This is a genomic window from Candidatus Skiveiella danica (assembly GCF_022705245.1).
In the GTDB taxonomy this organism is placed as follows: domain Bacteria; phylum Pseudomonadota; class Gammaproteobacteria; order Burkholderiales; family Burkholderiaceae_C; genus Skiveiella; species Skiveiella danica.
Window position 1 is genome coordinate 13,212 of record NZ_JAKJEW010000040.1, and the last position, 18,265, is coordinate 31,476.

Annotated in this window: 15 protein-coding genes and 1 pseudogene; 4 read left to right on the plus strand and 12 right to left on the minus strand. The window is 67.7% G+C overall.

What is annotated here, in order from left to right:
* Positions 1–25 precede the first annotated feature (25 nt).
* The gene (locus ACMUOY_RS17705; RefSeq protein ID WP_413894063.1) at positions 26–1,234 is read right to left on the minus strand and encodes a 3-hydroxybenzoate 6-monooxygenase; all 1,209 of its coding nucleotides are present in this window, start codon (positions 1,232–1,234) and stop codon (positions 26–28) included.
* Positions 1,235–1,394: 160 nt separating this feature from the next.
* Between ACMUOY_RS17705 and asd the strand changes: the two genes are divergently transcribed.
* Positions 1,395–2,243 (plus strand): archaetidylserine decarboxylase, encoded by an 849-nt coding sequence (gene asd, locus ACMUOY_RS17710; protein WP_413894064.1) that lies wholly within the window; start codon positions 1,395–1,397, stop codon positions 2,241–2,243.
* A gap of 38 nt (positions 2,244–2,281) precedes the next feature.
* Positions 2,282–3,508, plus strand: a complete 1,227-nt coding sequence (purT, locus tag ACMUOY_RS17715) for a phosphoribosylglycinamide formyltransferase 2 (protein WP_413894065.1) — start codon at positions 2,282–2,284, stop codon at positions 3,506–3,508.
* Between the two features lie 706 nt (positions 3,509–4,214).
* On the opposite strand, the gene ACMUOY_RS17720 is transcribed toward purT, so the two are convergent.
* The 6 genes from ACMUOY_RS17720 to ACMUOY_RS17745 all read right to left on the minus strand — a co-directional run bounded on the left by ACMUOY_RS17720 (position 4,215) and on the right by ACMUOY_RS17745 (position 11,327).
* Positions 4,215–4,460, minus strand: coding sequence for a hypothetical protein (locus ACMUOY_RS17720; RefSeq protein WP_413894066.1), 246 nt, complete (start codon positions 4,458–4,460; stop codon positions 4,215–4,217).
* Positions 4,461–4,730: 270 nt separating this feature from the next.
* Positions 4,731–5,933, minus strand: coding sequence for an ABC transporter permease (locus ACMUOY_RS17725; RefSeq protein ID WP_413894067.1), 1,203 nt, complete (start codon positions 5,931–5,933; stop codon positions 4,731–4,733).
* Positions 5,933–6,676 (minus strand): ABC transporter ATP-binding protein, encoded by a 744-nt coding sequence (locus tag ACMUOY_RS17730; RefSeq protein WP_413894077.1) that lies wholly within the window; start codon positions 6,674–6,676, stop codon positions 5,933–5,935. Before ACMUOY_RS17730 ends, ACMUOY_RS17725 begins: the two co-directional genes overlap by 1 nt.
* 83 nt (positions 6,677–6,759) lie before the next feature.
* Positions 6,760–8,115, minus strand: a complete 1,356-nt coding sequence (locus tag ACMUOY_RS17735; RefSeq protein WP_413894068.1) for an efflux RND transporter periplasmic adaptor subunit — start codon at positions 8,113–8,115, stop codon at positions 6,760–6,762.
* A 31-nt stretch (positions 8,116–8,146) separates the two neighbouring features.
* Complete coding sequence (locus ACMUOY_RS17740) at positions 8,147–9,595, minus strand: efflux transporter outer membrane subunit (protein WP_413894069.1); 1,449 nt, start codon at positions 9,593–9,595, stop codon at positions 8,147–8,149.
* A 139-nt stretch (positions 9,596–9,734) separates the two neighbouring features.
* Positions 9,735–11,327 (minus strand): AMP nucleosidase, encoded by a 1,593-nt coding sequence (locus ACMUOY_RS17745; RefSeq protein ID WP_413894070.1) that lies wholly within the window; start codon positions 11,325–11,327, stop codon positions 9,735–9,737.
* Positions 11,328–11,528: 201 nt separating this feature from the next.
* Between ACMUOY_RS17745 and dbpA the strand changes: the two genes are divergently transcribed.
* On the plus strand, positions 11,529–12,935 hold the full coding sequence (dbpA, locus tag ACMUOY_RS17750) for an ATP-dependent RNA helicase DbpA (RefSeq protein ID WP_413894071.1): 1,407 nt from the start codon (positions 11,529–11,531) through the stop codon (positions 12,933–12,935).
* A gap of 11 nt (positions 12,936–12,946) precedes the next feature.
* Positions 12,947–13,372, plus strand: a complete 426-nt coding sequence (locus ACMUOY_RS17755; protein ID WP_413894072.1) for a nuclear transport factor 2 family protein — start codon at positions 12,947–12,949, stop codon at positions 13,370–13,372.
* A 27-nt stretch (positions 13,373–13,399) separates the two neighbouring features.
* On the opposite strand, the gene ACMUOY_RS17760 is transcribed toward ACMUOY_RS17755, so the two are convergent.
* The 5 genes and pseudogenes from ACMUOY_RS17760 to ACMUOY_RS17780 all read right to left on the minus strand — a co-directional run.
* Positions 13,400–13,840, minus strand: coding sequence for a glycine zipper 2TM domain-containing protein (locus ACMUOY_RS17760; RefSeq protein ID WP_413894073.1), 441 nt, complete (start codon positions 13,838–13,840; stop codon positions 13,400–13,402).
* Between the two features lie 62 nt (positions 13,841–13,902).
* Positions 13,903–14,997 carry a phospholipase D-like domain-containing protein gene (locus ACMUOY_RS17765; protein WP_413894074.1) on the minus strand — a complete coding sequence of 365 codons (1,095 nt, stop codon included), beginning with the start codon at positions 14,995–14,997 and terminating at the stop codon, positions 13,903–13,905.
* Between the two features lie 108 nt (positions 14,998–15,105).
* Positions 15,106–17,553, minus strand: a complete 2,448-nt coding sequence (locus ACMUOY_RS17770; protein ID WP_413894075.1) for a tetratricopeptide repeat protein — start codon at positions 17,551–17,553, stop codon at positions 15,106–15,108.
* 156 nt (positions 17,554–17,709) lie between these two features.
* Positions 17,710–18,093, minus strand: coding sequence for a glutaredoxin domain-containing protein (locus ACMUOY_RS17775; protein ID WP_413894076.1), 384 nt, complete (start codon positions 18,091–18,093; stop codon positions 17,710–17,712).
* A 31-nt stretch (positions 18,094–18,124) separates the two neighbouring features.
* Positions 18,125–18,265, minus strand: a pseudogene (locus tag ACMUOY_RS17780) (nitronate monooxygenase); the annotation flags it as partial.

The following is an 18,265-nucleotide window of genomic DNA, read 5'->3' on the forward strand; positions in this document are numbered from 1 at the left end:
GTTGTTGGGGGCGGGTAGGGCGGGATCAGCCCTGCTGGAGGCAGTTGTTGACGTTCCAGCTGTAGAGCCATTCGATGGCGTCGTAGAAACGCTCCTGACTGCGGCCCTTCCACAGACTGTTGCGGATCAGCCGCTCCACGCCCATGGCGTGGTACAGCCGGCCCATTTCGCGGCCGGAGAGCACGATGCGTGCGGTGCGGGTCACGCGGTTCTTCTGGTACAGCGCCAGCGCGGCGTCCCAGTCCTTGTTGGTCACGCGCAGCGCCTCGCCCAGGGTCACCGCGTCTTCCATGGCCATGCAGGCGCCCTGGGCCATGTACTGCGTGGTGGGGTGGGCGGCATCGCCCAGGATGGTGGCGCGGCCGAACACCCAGGTGCCGATAGGCTCCTTGTCGGCGGTGGCCCAGCGGCGCCAGCTCTTGGGCAGGTCGATCAACTGGCGCGCCTTGGGGCTGATGCCCTGGAAGTAGCTTTCCACTTCTTCCTTGCTGCCATCGGTCACGCCCCATTGCTCGGCCTGGCGGCTGTGGAAGGTCACCACCACGTTGTACTGCTCGCCGCCGCGCAGCGGGTAGTGCACCAGGTGGCACTTGGGGCCGGCCCACAGGCTGGCAGCGTTCCACTTCAGGTCGTCGGGGAAATCGGCCTTCTCCACCACCGCGCGGTACACCACATGGCCGGTCACGCGCGGGGGGTCGTTCACGTACTGCGCGCGCACCACCGACTTGCCGCCGTCGGCCCCGATCAGCGCCTGGCCCACCCAGCGCTTGCCGTTCTGGTCAATGGCGGTGACGGTCTTGCTGGCCTCGTCCTGCTCGATCTTCTCGATGCGGGTGCTGGTGAAAAACTCCACCCGACCGGTTTCCACGGCACCTTCGAGCAGGGAGGAGTGGATGTCCACGCGGTGGATCACCGCGTAGGGGTTGCCGAAGCGCTTGCGGAAGGCTTCGCCGGTCTCGATCTTGCCGACCTGGGTTTCATCGATGGCGTCGTGCATCACCATGTAGTCGGTGTAGACGGCGCGGCCGCGCGCCTTGTCGCCCACGCCCAGCGCATCGAAGGCGTGGAAGGCGTTGGGGCCGAGCTGGATGCCGGCGCCGATTTCGCCGATCTCGGGAGATTGCTCGAACACCTGCACCTGGAAGCCCTGGCGCACCAGCGCCAGCGCCGCGGCCAGGCCGCCAATGCCGCCGCCGGACACCAGCACCGGCAAATCTTTTGTCTCAATAGCCATGTGTTACCTCGTTTTGGAAAATGGTAAGCATACTTATTAATTGTCGGTTCAAACTCAGGGTTAACCCTTGGTTGTCGGCGCCGTCCCGTCGGGGCCGGCGGTGCGCGCCCGGGGCCGCCGGATAGAATTTCGCTCTTCATGGACTCCGGGTGACCGTATCGTGTCTGACCGTCTGGCGGTGCTGCTGCAGTACCTGTTGCCCAAAAAAGCGCTCACGGCCTTTGCCGGCTGGTGCGCCGCCTCCCGCGCCACCGGCTGGACGCGCCGCGTCATCCCCTGGTTCATCCGGCGCTACGGCGTGAACATGGCGGAGGCGGCCAACCCCGACCCGGCAAGCTACGCCAGCTTCAACGAGTTCTTCACGCGTCCGCTGCGCCCGGGCGTCCGTCCGCTCGCGGATGCCGACTGGGTCTGCCCCGTGGACGGCGCCATCAGCCAGTTCGGCCCGATCGAAAAGGACCAGATCTTTCAGGCCAAGGGCCACCACTACAGCACCCGCGCGCTGGTGGGCGGCGACGCGGCGCTGGCGGCATTGTTTCAGGACGGCCACTTCGCCACCATCTACCTGAGCCCGAAGGACTACCACCGCATCCACATGCCGTGCGACGCCCGGCTGACGCGCATGATCTACGTGCCCGGCGACCTGTTCTCGGTCAACCCCACCACGGCGCGTGGCGTGCCGGGGCTTTTCGCCCGCAACGAGCGCGTGGTCTGCGTGTTCGACACCGCGCGCGGCCCCTTCGTGCAGGTGCTGGTGGGGGCGACCATCGTCGGCAGCATGGCCACCGCCTGGCACGGCGTGGTCAACCCGCCGCGCCTGCCCGACGTGCGCGAATGGCGCTACGACGATGCTCCGGTGCACCTGAAGCAGGGCGACGAGATGGGCCGCTTCCTGCTGGGCTCCACCGTGGTGCTGCTTTGGCCCAAAGACACCCTGCGCTTCAACCCCGCCTGGGCGCCCTCGGGCCCTGTGCGCATGGGCGAGGCCATGGGGCAGGCGCTGGCCTGAATCCGAACCAAATTCCTGTCTCTCCAAACCTCATCACCATGACCACCCTCGGCACCCCGCTTTCACCCTCGGCCACCAAAGTCATGCTGCTCGGCGCCGGCGAACTGGGCAAGGAAGTCCTGATCGCGCTGCAGCGCCTGGGCGTGGAAACCATCGCGGTGGACCGCTACGACCACGCCCCGGGCCAGCAGGTGGCGCACCACGCGCGCACCATCACCATGAGCGACCCCACGCTGCTGCGCGCACTGATCGAGGCCGACAAACCCGACCTGGTCGTGCCCGAGATCGAGGCCATCGCCACGCCCATGCTCGAAGTGCTGGAGGCCACCGGCGTGGTGCGCGTGATTCCGACCGCCCGTGCCGCCCGCCTGACCATGGACCGCGAAGGCATCCGCCGTCTGGCGGCCGAGACCCTGGGCCTGCCCACCAGCCCCTACAAGTTCTGCGACACGCTGGCCGAGCTGCAGGTAGCGATAGACGCGGGCATCGGTTACCCGTGCATCGTCAAGCCCGTGATGAGCAGCTCCGGCAAGGGCCAGAGCAAGATCGACGGCCCGGCCGACGTGCAAAAGGCCTGGGACTACGCCATGGCTGGTGGGCGCGTCGCCCATGGCCGCATCATCGTCGAAGGCTTCATCGACTTCGACTACGAAATCACCCTGCTGACGGTGCGCGCCAAGGGCGCAGACGGCCGCATCGAAACCCATTTCTGCGAACCCATCGGCCATGTGCAGGTCAGCGGCGACTACGTGGAGAGCTGGCAGCCGCACCCCATGAATCCGGCCGCGCTTGAAAAGGCCCGCCAGATCGCCAAGGCCGTCACCGACGACCTGGGCATCGGCCTGGACGGCCAGTCCACCGGCCTGGGCCTGTTCGGCGTGGAACTGTTCGTCAAGGGCGACCAAGTCTGGTTCAGCGAGGTGAGCCCGCGCCCGCACGACACCGGCATGGTCACCATGACCACGCAGTGGCAGAACGAATTCGAGCTGCACGCCCGTGCCATCCTGGGCCTGCCGGTCAATACCGCGCTCAGGAGCCCCGGTGCCAGCGCCGTGATCTATGGAGGCGTCGATGCGACGGGTATTGCCTTTGACGGCGTGGACGAGGCCCTTCGGGTGCCCAACACGGACATCCGCCTGTTCGGCAAGCCCGAGAGTTTCGTGAAGCGCCGCATGGGCGTGGCGCTGGCCTTCGACGCCGATGTGGAGGTGGCCCGTTCCAATGCTAAGCTGGCGGCCTCGAAAGTCAGGCCGCGGGCGGCCTGAGGACGAAAATCAAGCCTAATCGGCACGATCCCAGCGTCGATTGGTCAGTAGTTGCTACGAATAACGGAGCGACGCTGCGCCTGGGCGAGGCCGCTCACTCATGCCGCAGCGCATCGATCGGGTCCATGCGGGCGGCGCGGCGGGCGGGGAAGTAGCCGAACACGACGCCGATGATGGGCGCCAACACGGTAATTGGAGTCTGAGCCCGATTCCTTCGTCGATCGGTCCCACAGTTCTCCTGTAGGTATTGGTCGTCTTGGTGAAAGTCGGAATCAGCCCCGCCGAATCCCCATCCCGATTTCACCGTTTCTAGTCTTTTTGGCATCTCGCGTTCACGATGTCCCACGCGCCGCCACTGTCCAAGCACTTGTCGATCACCATTTCTCGATCGAACCAAGTGATAAACCACGCGGTTAGCGCGATAAAGATACCGGCCGCCAAGAATCGTCCCAAGTTACGCACCTGGCCCCCTCAATAGTTTGCTGGCAAGCCGTTGGGCCTCGCCATGCTGCAAACGGCCGAGCATGGTTTGGATGAACCCAAGGCGCCGCTGTGAAAATTGGAATCTGACCCGGATTTCCCCTGATTTCGCCGGCGCGCTGACATCCCGGCGACAGGGGGGGCGCAGTTCAGCCGAGAACCTGCTTCTCCAGGAGCCCGTACAAGAAATAGTCGACAACAGATAGTCCGAGAAACAGACCTGTGGTCAACCAAGTTCCGATAGTTTTTTTCCCAAACTGAAGTGCGCAAGCAGTATCGAAGTAGAAAACAGGACGAGTGAGATTGCCCAACTCACCCAAAATCCGAATCCCAATACATCTTCAGGTGCCATCCGAATAGCCGATGGCTTGTATTTCAGTGAGCTATCCAGCCATTCACCATAACTCAAAAAAATCACAGCTGCGTAACTCACTCTCGCCACCCACGGCAAGTAAATAAACAAACGGCGCATGAGGCGTCTCCCTAGAAACCAGTGCTCCCCGCGTTCCCCCATCGAGTCGGGGGCGGTGTGCCATTGGGATGGTAACCACACATTTCGACCAAGCTGACCCAAGGCGTTGTGCAGGGTGGTGGCGCTGAAGTCATCGGCTTGGTAGCCGCCAACTGATGCTCCCGCCAAGCTCAAAGACGCAAGAATCCAGCCGAATCGGCACGATCCCAGTGTCGAATGGTCAGTAATTGCTACGAATAACCGAGTGAGCTTGAGTCTGCGCGAGGCCGCTCACTCGTGCCGCAGCGCGTCGATCGGGTCCATGCGTGCGGCACGCCGGGCCGGGAAATAGCCGAACACCACGCCGATGGCGGCGGAAAACACGAACGACAGCACGTTCACGCCCGGGTTGAAAAGGTAGGGCACCTCCATCACCCCGGCCAGCACCATCGACGCGATGGTCGCCAGCACGATGCCGATCAGCCCGCCCAGCGAGGCCAGCACCACGGCCTCGATCAGGAACTGCAGCAGCACCTCGCGCTCCAGCGCGCCGATGGCCAGGCGCAGGCCGATCTCGCGCGTGCGCTCGGTCACGCTGACTAGCATGATGTTCATGATGCCGATGCCGCCCACCAGCAGGCTCACCGCCGCCACGGCGCCCAGCAGCGTGGTCATGACCTTGGTGGTGCCCGACATGGTTTCCGCCAGCTGCTTGGTGTCGAGCACGTTGAAGTTGTCCTCGTCGGTATCGGCCAGCTTGCGGCGTTCGCGCAGCAGCTGGGTCAGGCTGGCCTTGACGCGGGTCGAGTCGCTGCCGTCCATCATCGACACCAGCAGCGTGTTGACGCGGTTGTTGCCGGTGATGCGCCGCTGCAGCGTCTTGATCGGCACCAGCACCATGTCGTCCTGATCGTTGCCGAACGCGCCCTGGCCCTTGGAGGCCAGCAGGCCGATGATCTCGCAGGAGACCTGCTTCACGCGCAGCTGGGCACCGACCGCCGCGGCGCTGCCGAAGAGCTCGCGGCGCACCGTCTCGCCGATCAGGCAGACGGCCGAGCCCGCGCGCAGCTCGTCGTCAGAAAACTCCCGGCCCTGCGCCACCTTCCAGTTGCCGGTGACGAGCCAGTCGTTGGTGCTGCCGATGACGCTGCTGGTCCAGTTGCGGCCATTGGCCACCACGGTGGCGCCGGTGCGCGCCTCGGGCGCCACCGCTGCGATGCCGCCGATCTGGCTGGCGATGGCGGCTGCGTCGTCCTCCTTGAAGGCCGACCCGCCGCCACCGCCCAGGCCCATGCGCTGGCCGGGGCGCACCTGCAGCAGGTTGGTGCCCAGGCTGGAGATCTGGTTCTGCACCGCAAGCGTGGCGCCATTGCCGAGGGTGACCATGGTGATGACGGCGCTCACACCGATCACGATGCCCAGGATGGTCAGGAACGACCGAAGCAGGTTGCGCCGGATCGAGCGCAAGGCGAGCAGCAGGGTGTTGAGCAGCATCAGGCGGCCTCGCTTGGCGGGGTGGGGGCGGCTGCGGGTTTGTCCAGGCCGGCCGGGTGCGGGTTGGGCGTGTCGTCGGCGATCACACCATCGACGAAACGCACGATGCGCCGCGCATACGCCGCCATGTCCGCCTCATGGGTCACCATCAGCACGGTGATGCCGTGGTCCACATTCAGGCGCCACAGCAGGTCCATGATCTCGCGGCTGCGCTGGGTGTCGAGGTTGCCGGTGGGCTCGTCGGCCAGCAGCACCGCCGGCTCGGTAACCATGGCGCGGGCAATCGCCACGCGCTGCTGCTGCCCGCCGGACAGCTCCGAGGGCATGTGATGTTCCCAGCCCTTGAGGCCCACGGCCTCCAGGGCCTTCGCGGCGGCGGCGTGCCGCGCCGCGGCCGGCTCACCCCGGTAGATGAGCGGCAACTCCACGTTTTCCTGGGCCGAAGTGCGCGCCAGCAGGTTGAACCCCTGGAACACGAAGCCGAAGTACCGGCGCCTCAGCCGTGCGCGCTGGTCGCGCGTCAGTGACTCCACACGCACGCCCTGGAACAGGTAGGCGCCGGTGGTCGGGCGGTCCAGGCAGCCCAGTGTGTTCATGGCGGTCGACTTGCCTGAGCCGCTGGGGCCCATGATGGCGACGAAGTCGCCGGCATGAATGTCGAGGTCCACGCCCTTGAGCGCCTGGAACGCCGTCGTGCCTTCGCCATAGGTCTTGGTGATGCCTTGCAGGCGGATGAGAGGCATCTCGCCGGATGCGCCGGTCAGTGGATGCACGGACGTGCCTGCGACAGCGTTTCCCGTTTCGACTGTTGCGTCGGCCGGCTCGCTCATGGCGCGGCTCCAGCGGCCCGCTGGTCGGTGATCACGGCCATGCCTTCTTTGAGCTCGGGCCCGCTGACCTCGGTCATGCGCCCGTCGCTGATGCCGGGCGTCACTGCGAGGGCCACGGCCTGGCCGTCCTGCAGCACCCAGATCTGGCGCACGGCGGCGTTGCCGTTGCCTGCGGCCCTGCGCCCGCCGGACCGGGGGGGCATGCGCGGCATGAGTTTCGACACCACGCTGCCGCTGGCGGCCGGGGCCGCACCCGCTGCCGTTGCCGGCGTGAAGCGCAGCGCCGTGTTGGGCACCAGCAGCACGTTGTTGCGCTCGGTGGCGACGATGGTGGACGCCGCCGTCATGCCCGGACGCAGGCTCAGGTCGCTGTTGTCCACTTCGAGCCAGGTGGTGTAGGTGATCACGTTGTCGGTCTTGGTCGAGCCAAAGGCCACGCGCGTGATCCTGGCGGGGTAGCGCCGCGAGGGGTAGGCGCTGACGGTGAAGCTCGCCTTCTGTCCGACCTTCACCGCGCCCACGTCGGCCTCGTCCACGGCGACCTCCAGGCGCAGTTGCGCCAGGTCTTCGGCAATCGTGAACAGCGTCACGGCCTGAAGCGACGCGGCCACGGCGTTGCCCGGATCCACGGTGCGCGTCAGCACAACGCCGTTGATGGGCGAGCGGATGGACGCCTTGGACAGGTTGGTCTCATCGGTGGACAGCGTGGCGCGGGCCTCGGCCACGGTGGCGCTGGCGCTGGCCTCGCCGGCCACCGCACGCTCAAGCGTGGCGCGGGCGCCGTCGAGTTCGGTCGCCGAGGGCACCTTGCCGCCCGACAGGCGGGACACTTCCTCGAAGCGCGCCAGGCCGGCGCGCGCCTCCTTCACGGTGGCGTTGGTCTGGGCCAGCTGCGCCTGCGCGGAAGCCAGCGCCGCGCGCGAACGCAGCACCTGGTCGTCCAGCTTGGCGGTGTCCAGCTCCACCAGCACCTGGCCCTTCTTGACGACGTCATTCACATCCACCAGCACCCGCTTGACGGTTCCCGACAGCTCGCTGCCGATGCTCACCACGCGCGTCGGCACGATGGTGCCGTTGGCCGCCACGGTGAGCGTCAGGTTGCCCTTGCGCAGGGCCTCGGTCACGTAGACGGGCGCGGCGTTGCTCTCTTTCTGCGCCTGCCAGAAATAGATGCCGCCAGCGGCAGCGGCCAGCACCGCCAGGCCGATCCACAGGGAGGGCCGGGCCCACCAGCGCGCCGGCTGGTCGGTGCCCAGCAGCGCCTGGATATCCGTGGTGGCAGGCTTGGCCATGGCAGGTTTCTGCGCCGGCACAGGCACGGCAGGTTTGACGGGGGGGGTCGGTGCGTTCATGGGGAGGCTTCAATCCGGTGGGGCGTGCCGTTCAAGGTGTGACGGTATCGCTGGGCGTCCAGCCGCCGCCCAGGGCCTTGTACAGGCGCACATGGTCGGCGCTGAGGCTGGCGCGGGTGCTCTCCACGCCGTCCTGGGTGTTGAGCAGGGTGCGCTTGGTTTCCAGCACCGTGCGGAAGTCGATCAGGCCGCTGCCGTAGCGCTGGCGGGCCAGCAGTTCGGCGTTGGCGGCCGCGTCGGTGGCGGCCTGCAGCCGCGCCAGTCGCTCGCGGTTGCCTTGCAGCGAGGCCAGCGCGTCCTCGACGTCCTTCAGCGCCGTCAGCACGGTGGCCTGGTAGCTCACGCGCGCCTGTTCCAGGCTGGCTTCCTGCGAGCGCACCTGGGCCTGGATCGCGCCGCCGTCGAACAGCGGCACCGACACGCTGCCGATCAGCGCATTGACGGCCGAGGCGCCGTTGGTCAGGCCGCCCAGTGTCATGGCGCGCAGGCCCAGCGCGCCGCTGATCTTGAAGCTGGGGTAGCGCGCGGCGTCGGCTTGCGCCACGCGCGACAGGGCCGCGTTGATGGATTCTTCAGCCGCGCGCACGTCGGGGCGTTGGCGCAGGGTCTCCGCGGGGAGCGCCAGCGCCAGCGCCCCGCCGGGCTGGGGCACCGGCACGGGCGTGGCGAGGCTGGCCTTCAGTGCACCCGGCGCCTGGCCCGTCAGCACGGCCAGCGCATGCAGGGTCTGGGTCAGGCTGATCTCCAGCGCGATGATGGCCGCCTGGGTCTGCTCGCTGGCGGCCACGGCCTGCTCGACGTCCAGCGAGGTGGTCAGGCCGGCCTGCACGCGCCAGCGCGTGATCTGCAGCGTCTCGTTCAGGCTGTCCAGGTTGCTGCGCGCAATCGCCAGCCGGGCCTGCAGGCTGCGCGCCTCGATGTAGGTCACGGCCACCTCGGCTGCCATGGACACCTGCACGCTGGCCAGGCTCGCGGTGGCGGCGCGCACCTCAGCGTCCGCCGCCTTCACGCCGCTGCGGGTGGCACCGAACACGTCCGGTTCCCAGCTCGCGTCCAGGCTGGTGCTGTAGCTGTTGCTGGCGAGGTTGCCGCCGGTGGTGTTGCGCTGCCCGCCGGCGCTGGCGCCCAGGGTGGGATACAGGTTGGCGGCGCTGGCCTCCCGCTGGGCGCGGGCCTGGCGCAATGCGGCCTGGGCACTGAGCACATCGGTGTTGGCCTGCAGGGCCTGGGTCACCAGGGCGCTGAGCAGCGGGTCGTTGAAGCGCTGCCACCATTGCACCAGATCGGTGGGGGTCTGAACGGGGGCTGCCGGCCGCGCATCGGAGGACCAGGCCGTGGGCACGGCCGCGGCGGGGGGCGCAGCGTCCGGCGAGGTCAGCGAGGCGCATCCGCCCAGCGCCAGCGACGCCGCCATCAGCCAGGGGGCGGTGGCTCGGGGGGTGAAACGAAGGAGCAGTCGGTGATGCGGGGTCGGTGTCATGGAAGGGCTTTGCGCAGGCGCGCCGGGGCACCCGCGATGAGGGCCCATTTTGCCCGGCCCGGGCTCGGCCATCTGTACGCTTTGCCACAGTCCGGCAAATTTGGGTAAAGGCCGGGGCAGTTGCCAACCGGCCCGTCGGCTACTGGAACGCCACCTCCGCAAAGCTGCGCAGCTTGCGGCTGTGCAGCTGGTCCAGCCCCGCTTCGCGCAGGCGCTCGATGGTGCGCAGGCCGATCAGCAGGTGCTGGTTGACGCGCTCGCGGTAGAAGTGGTTGGCCATGCCGGGCAGCTTGATCTCGCCGTGCAGCGGCTTGTCGCTCACGCACAGCAGGGTGCCGTAGGGCACCCGAAAGCGAAAACCGTTGGCGGCGATCGTGGCGCTTTCCATGTCCAGCGCAATCGCCCGGCTCTGGCTGAAGCGGCGCTGCGGGCTGTTGTCGGGCAGCAGCTCCCAGTTGCGGTTGTCGGTGCTGGCCACGGTGCCGGTGCGCAGCACGCGTTTGAGCTCATGCCCCTTGAGCTGCGTGACCTCGGCCACGGCCGACTCCAGCGCCACCTGGATCTCGGCCAGCGCCGGAATCGGCACCCACAGCGGCAGTTCCTCGTCGAGCACATGGTCTTCGCGCACATAGCCGTGGGCCAGCACGTAGTCGCCGAGCTGCTGGCTGTTGCGCAGGCCGGCGCAGTGGCCCAGCATGATCCAGGCGTGCGGGCGCAGCACGGCAATGTGGTCGGTGATGGTCTTGGCGTTGGCCGGCCCCACGCCGATGTTGACCATGGTGATGCCGGTGCGGTCGGCGCGCATGAGGTGGTAGCCGGGCATTTGCGGCAGGCGCGGCGGTGGTGTGTTGCCCCCACGGTCGCTCACTTCGTGTGCTCCCTGCCCCCCGAGGGGGTCGTGTTCCGCCTTGGGGCGGCCCGGCGTCGGAACTTCACCCAGCGCGTCAATGGTCTGCGCTGGCAGACCCACCCGGCGCGTCACCACGTTGCCCGGTTCGACAAAGGCGATGTATTCGCTGGCCGGGTCGGCCATGGCGGCGTGGCCCATGGCGATGAACTCGTCCATGTAGAACTGGTAGTTCGTGAACAGCACGAAGTTCTGGAACCATTCGGGCGCGGTGCCGGTGTAGTGGCGCAGGCGCTGCAGCGAATAGTCCACGCGCGGCGCGGTGAACAGGCTCAGGGGCAGCGCCTCGCCGGGGTGTGGCGAGTGCGTGCCGTTGGCGATGCCGTCGTCCATCGCGGCGAGGTCCGGCAGATCGAACACGTCGCGCATGAGCTGGCGGCGCGCGGCGCTCATCGAGCCTTCGAGGTGGTCGTTCTCGGCAAAGCTGAAGTGCACCGGAATCGGCTGCGTGCTGGTGCCCACCTCCAGCGCCACCGGGTGGTTGGCCAGCAGCAGGCGGAACTGTTCCAGGTAGTAGCCGGCGTACAGGTCGGGTCGGGTCAGCGTGGTCTCGAAGCGGCCGGTGCCGGCCACGAATCCGTAGCTCAGCCGCGAGTCTGCATGCGCCACCGAGCCGGTCTGCACGCGCACGAACGGGTAGCAGGCGCGGATGCGGGGCAGGGTGTGGGCGTCGGCCTGCCCGGGCAGCGGCTCGCCGGCCACGAAGCAGCGCATGGCCTCGCGGAGGTGGGCCAGGCTGGCCTGGTAGATGGACTGGACCTGGGCCAGCGCGGCCGCAGGGTCGGTGAAGCGCATGGGGGCGATGAAGGGGGGCAGGATGGGCATGGCGCCATTGTCCACCGGGCCGATGACGGGCCCGTGGCAGCGTCCAGAGGTGGGTGGGGCGAGAAACTGAACAAAATAAGGCCAATCCCAGCGTCGATGGGTCACTTTGTGCTATTGAAAATGAAGCTGCCTTCGCCGCGACGGAAAGCGGAGGCCCAAGCGTTGCGCCGGCCTACCGCTTCCCGGCGCCGATAATCAGGGATGACCTCCGCTTCCCCCACCGCTGCCGCCGCCGACTTCGCCCGCCTGCCGCTCTCGCCCGCCATGCTGGCCAACCTGCAGCAGCTCGGCTACCTCACGATGACCCCGATCCAGGCCGCCAGCCTGCCCGCCGCCCTGCTCGGCAAGGACCTCATCGCTCAGGCCAAGACCGGCAGCGGCAAGACGGCGGCGTTTGCGCTCACGCTGCTGTCCAGCCTGAACCCGCGCCGTTTTGCCGTCCAGGCGCTGGTGCTGTGCCCGACGCGCGAGCTGGCCGACCAGGTCAGCACCGAGATCCGCCGCCTGGCCCGGGCAGACGACAACATCAAGCTCGTCACCCTGTGCGGCGGCGTGCCGCTGCGCGGGCAGCTGGCCACGCTGGAGCACGGCGCGCACATCGTCGTCGGCACCCCGGGGCGCGTCATGGACCACCTGGCGCGGGAAAGCCTCAAGCTCGATGCGCTGGCCACCCTGGTGCTCGACGAGGCCGACCGCATGCTCGACATGGGTTTCTTCGAAGACATCGTCACTGTGGCGCGCCAGTGCCCGAGAGAGCGCCAGACGCTGCTGTTCTCGGCCACCTACCCCGAGGGCATCGCCAAGCTGGCGAACCAGTTCATGCGCGAGCCGCTGACCGTCAAGGTCGATGCCCAGCACGCCGGGGGCCAGATCGAGCAGCGCTGGTACGAGGTGAAAGACAGCGAGCGCCTGCACGCCGTCAGCCTGCTGCTGAACCACTTCCGCCCGGCCAGCACGCTGGCCTTCTGCAACACCAAGGCGCAGTGCCGCGACCTGGCCGAAGTGCTCAAGGCGCAGGGCTTCAGCGCGCTGGCGCTGTTCGGCGAGCTGGAGCAGCGTGAACGCGACCAGGTGCTGGTGCAGTTTGCCAACCGCAGCTGCTCGGTGCTGGTGGCCACCGACGTGGCCGCGCGCGGCCTGGACATCGCCAGCCTGGCCGCGGTCATCAACGTGGACGTGACACCCGACACCGAAGTCCACGTCCACCGCATTGGCCGCACCGGGCGGGCCGGCGAGACGGGGCTGGTGCTGAACCTGGCCAGCATGAAGGAGATGGGTTATGTCGGAAGGATCGAGCAGCTGCAGGGCCGCGAATCCGAGTGGCACAAGCTCGACGAGCTGACGCCCACCGGCAGCGGCCCGCTGGTGCCACCGATGGTCACGCTGCACATCCAGGGCGGGCGCAAGGAGAAAATCCGTCCCGGCGACGTGCTGGGCGCGCTGACCGCCGACCTGGGCTACACCCGCGAACAGGTGGGCAAGATCAACGTCAACGAATGGTCCACCTATGTCGCGGTGGACCGCGCGATTGCCGCGCAGGCCGCCAGCCGGCTGAACGCGGGACGCATCAAAGGCAAGAGCGTGAAGGTGCGCCTGCTGGAGGAGTAAGGAGACAAGCGATGAACATCGAACAATTCATGCAAGGCTACAAGACCGCCTGGGAAGGGCGCGACGAGCGGCTGTTCTGTGCGCTCTTTGCCGAGGATGGCGCGTACCACAACACCCCGTTCGCGGTGCAGCGCGGCCATGCCCAGCTGGCCGACTACTGGCAGCGGGTGAAGCTGCAGGAAGACGTGCAGCTGCGCTACGAGGTGCTGGCCGACACCCCGGGCGGCGGCGTGGCGCACTGGCACGTGAGCTACCAGGTGGCGTCGGAGGAGCTGTTCGCCATCTGGGCGCGGTCCGCCGGCACGCACCTGCCGCCGCGCGAGCCGGGCTCGCCGCTGCCGCGCATGGTGCTCGACGGCGTGCTGCAGGCTCGTTTTGCCGGCGGTTTGTGCCAGGAATGCCGGCTGTGGTGGCACAGCCAGCCGGCTCCACCCTGAACCCGCCGATGCGGCGCGGCAAAGCCCTTACTGTGGCGTGACCACGGCGCTTTCGCCGTTGCCCTGGATGTAGACCCGCTGGCCAACGAACAGCGGCTGCCCCAAAGGCTGGGTGATCGCCACCAGCACGCCGGAGCTGGTGCGCACGATGATCTGCTGCGCGGGGATCGGCTGGTCGTTCTTCTTCTGGACCTCGTTGCCCACCATGGCGCCACCGATGGCGCCGGCCACCATGGCCACGTCGCGCCCGGTGCCGGCGCCGATCAGGCTGCCCAGACCCACGCCGGCCAAGCCGCCGAGCACCGCGCCGACACCGGCGTGCTGGTTGCTGGCGATCTGGGTGGGCGTGATCTGCTCGATCACGCCGCGGCGCACTTCAACGGGCGCGGGGGGCGCAGGCGCAGCGCAGGCGGCAAGGACGAGCACGAGCGCGGCGGCGCTGAGGCGGGCATAGAGGCGGTTCAACATGGCAGGGTTCTCCGGAGTGGCAGGGGATGATGGGTTGATCGAATGCGTTTCGCGGGCCGGCCTCAAGCTTTGTCGTGATGGTGCTTGTGGCCCGGCTCGCCGTGCTTGTCGTGGCCTTTGGCCTCGGATTTGTCTTTCTCGTGGTGGCCGTTGTGGTGGTAGCCCCAGTGGTCGATGTCTTCCTCCAGCGCCAGCTGGTGCGGATCGAGGTCGCGCTTCTTCAGGTCGGCCAGCAGGGCCTCGTCGCTCAGGTCCAGCAGCTTGGAGTTGGCCCAGTCTTTTTCGACGGTTTCCTGCAGGCGCCGGATCACGGCCGGGTCTTCGGTGACGATGGCCAGCTCGCGCCGGGCGTCGAAGCTGCCTGGCGCGAGGTTGATCGATCCGATGATGGCGCGCTTGCCATCGGCCAGCAGCATCTTGCCGTGCAGCTTCAGACCCTTGAGCGCATGGACCTTGGCGCCCACGTCCTGCAGGATGCGCAGGCCGCCGACGCCTTCGATCAGCTTGTCGGCCTTGAGCGAGTGCGGCTTCTTGGTCAGGATGTGGATCTTGACGCCCCGGCCCGCCGCGCGCACCAGCCGCTCGATGATGACCTGATCCTGGTATCGCTCGTTCTGCAGCCACAGCGTGTGCTTGGCCTCATCGATGAAGGCGGCCACGCGCTGGCGGCCGTTGTTCGGGCACCAGATCAGGGTGGAGTCGGGGTGCGGCTTGAACTCCTGGTGCTCCCAGTCGGCGTCGAAGCAGGCGACCATCTCGTCCACTTCATGGCGATGGCCGGTCACGATGGCGTAGTCGCGGGTCAGGGTCAGGTCGCGTGGCTCCCAGTTCAGGGATTCGACATATCCGGTTTCATTGTCGACCACCATGGACTTCTGGTGCGTCAGCGCGAAGGCCGGGTTGCTGTCGCGCACCTCGATGCCGGCGTCAACGAATTTTTGGCGGGCCTCCTCGTTCTCCGATTCGCCGCTGCGCCGCGCCGGGTTGAGCATGACGCGCACCTTGACGCCGCGCTGGTGCGCGGCGATCACCGTGTCGATCAGGGTCGGATCGGTGAACAGGAACATCCGGATGTTGAGCGACTTCTTCGCGCCGGCAATCGCGTCGATCAGCGGCGTGGCGGTGTCGTCAGGCAGAACGAGCAGTTTGTGTGACATGGTGTGAACGACCTTGAAGTGACAGGTATCGGCCTTTTTGCCGACCACGGGCCTGGTCGGCCAAGCACCTTGTCATTTTGCCTCAACCGTGGCCCCGTAGGGCCACTTTCAGCGTGCGGCGCGCGCCTTCAGATCGGCCAGAAGGCGTCGCACCGACGGATCGTCGGGCATCAGCACCGCCATCTTTTCCGCGTAGACCAGCGCGCCCCTGGCATCGCCGGCCTCGGCCTGGATTGACACCAGGGCGTTCAGCGTATCCAGGTCGTCGGGATGGCGGGCCTGCGTCGCGCGCAAAAGGGCCAGCGCTTCGGCCCGTTTGCCGAGGCTGTTCAGGGCGATCGCCTGCACGTAGGCATAGCGCGCGTTGTCGGGCGCCAGCCGCGACGCCTGCGCGAAGGACTGCAGGGCGACGGGCTTGTCGCCCTTGCGCACCAGCAGCAGGCCCAGCGCATGGTGGAGATCGGCGTTGCGCGGCATCCGGGCGATGGCTTCGCGCAGGGTCTTTTCGCCGTCGGCGTCGCGCCGGGCCTGCCGGTAGGCGTCGGCCAGGTTCAGGTAGGCTGCGGGAAGCTGGGCGTCGAGCAACACGGCCCGCTGAAAGGCAGTGATCGCCTCGTCCACCCGACCCTGGCGCAAGCGCAGGTTGCCCAGGTTGATGTTGGACGACGGCCAGTCCGCATCCTCGGTCAGCGAGTCCACGTATTCCTGGAGTGCCTTCGCCCGCGCGCTGCGCCATTCCATCGGGATCTGCTCGTCCGGGACGTCAGCCAGCACCCGGGCGGCCTCCACGCGCACGCCGCGAACGGGGTCTGCCAGCAGTGGCGCGGCGGCGCCCACGCGCGTCGGCGCGTCGAAGGGCTCGAGCGAGCCGGTCGCCGATGCGCGAAGCAGGGGGTCGGTGTGGGTCAGCAGCTTGCGCAGCGCTGGCAACGCCTGCGCCTGCAGGTGGGGTTGTGCCAGCGTCAGCGCGGTCGCCCGTACGATCGGCGCCAGGGCGGGATCTTCCGCCAGCGCCATGAGCGATGGCAGGGCGGACACGCCCTGGGTCGCGCCGGCGTGCAGGGTGCTGCCGGTCTGTGGCCGTGCACGCCAGCCGGTGCCGTACCACCCGTCCATGGCCGCTGCGGCCCATTGAGGCTTGCGGTCGGCGTGGCAGCGGGTGCAGGCGTCGGGCGTGCCCAGCTTGTCGCTCAGGTCGGGGCGTGGCACGCGGATGGCGTGGTCGCGCCGGGCATCGACCACCATGTAGTTGCGCTCCGGCATGTGGCATTCGACGCACTGGGCGCCCTTGCTGCCGGCTTTGTGCCCGTGGTGCTTGGGCGCGTCAAAAACGGCCGCGTTGTGGCAGCGTGCGCACAGCGTGTTGCCGTCGATCTGCAGCTTGAGTGAATGCGCGTCGTGGCAGTCCATGCAGGTCACGCCCTTCTGGTGCATGCGCGTCTGCAGGTACGAGTTCCAGACGAAGACTTCGTCGCGCTGCTGCCCGTCGGCGAAATACGTGGGCGGGGTCAGCAGGGCCGGGCGATGGGTGTCCAGCAGGGGCGCGCCGGTGGCGCCGTGCTCTACCAGCGTCGAGCGGCGCGCGTGGCAGGCCGCGCAGGTGTTGGCGGCGGCTTCGTCGGCGGGGCGGTCGCGCTGCGCGGACGGGGCGCCGGGCGTCGCAAACGACCAGGCCTCCTTCCAGCGCGACTTCAGCACCACCAGGCCCTTGTCGGCGCCGGGAGCATAAGGGGCACGGGCCTGCTTCGCCCAGTCGGTGTGGCGCGAAGCCGGGCCGTGACAGGCCTCGCAGGCGACGTTGATCTCGCTGAACGTCGTCTTGTAGCTGTCGCTGGCCGCGTCGTAGCCTTTCTTGAGGTGCGTCGAATGGCAGGCGGCACACTGCAGGTTCCAGTTCTGGTAACGGCCGGTCCAGTGCAGCGGATCCTTGTGATCCATCTTCTCGTCGGGGGTGAGATGGAACCAGCGCTGCCCGCCTTCGGCCTTCGTGCGCGCGTCCCAGGCGATGCCCAGCATCTGGTAGCGCCCGCCAGGGAAGGCGATCAGGTACTGCTGCAGCGGCCAGACGCCAAACGTGCGGGCGATCTCGTAGTCCGTCAGCTTGCCGTCGGGCCCGTCGGTGCGGACCATGAATTTGCCGTCGCGCTGGAAGAAGGTGGATTCGACGTTGAAGTGCCGCAGCCGGGCGTTGTTGAAGTCGCCCAGCACCGTGTCGGCCGTGGCCTCCTGCATCGATTGCCGGTGGTGCGAGCCGTGCCAGGCCTGGTACTCCTTCTCATGGCAGCTCTTGCAGGCGGCCGCGCCGACAAAGTTCGCGGCGGCAGGTGCGGGTTGCACCGCGGATGGGGCGGCGACGGGTGTCGGTGCGGGGTTCGGGGCGACCAGGACATACAGGCCAGCGGCGGCGGCCAGCAATGCCACGATCAGGCCCGCCGCCAGCCAGAGGCGGCGTATCGCGCGGGGCTTGGGCGGGGTCGGGGGAGCCCCTGAGCTGCTTGTGGGCGAAGGGGCGGCAGCGGCTGCGGGCTTGCCGGGACGGTTCTGCTTGGGGCTCATGGTGTGGGGGTGGATGGGTCCGCCGCGGCTGCGGTGCCCGTCTGGCCGGTTTTCTGGAATTTTCAGAGACTTTTCGGCATCATCCCAGCGTGGAATGGTCGTAATGCGCTATGAAAAAAAGACCGATCGGACCTTGCGCGGGTTCGTGCATGTGCCTCAGGCGCCTGTCCTCGGGCCCGCCAGCATCGTCTTCATCTCGCCACTGGCAATGAGCGCCTTGAGGTCGTTGGCGCCACCCACCAGCATGCCCTTGACGAACACCATCGGAAACGTGGGCCAGCCGGTCCACAGCTTGAGTGCGTTGCGTTCGCGCCAGGTATTGAGGTAGTTCCCGTATTCCAGGTATTTGTAGGGCTGTCGGGCCTCGTCCAGCATCGCACGCGCTTTTTTCGGGAACGGATTCATCGCCATGCCCACCACGACCACATCGTTGGCCTGCACCGCGGCCATGACCTCCTGAACGATGCCCTGCTGGTGGCTGGCCACCTTGGCGCGGATGGCGGGATGGATGCGGGATTCTTCAAGGATGGGGCGTGGCATGGAAACCTTTGCGAACGGGGGAGGGACCGGTTCAGGCCGGCAAGGCAATCTGGTGGTCGACGCTGAATTGATAGTCCTTGAACACGTGTTCGGCGCTCAGCATCTGGTAATTGCCGTCGTCGAGCCGGCGCGAGGTGTCTTTCAGGCGGTAGGTGTAGTGGCCGCAGGTCCA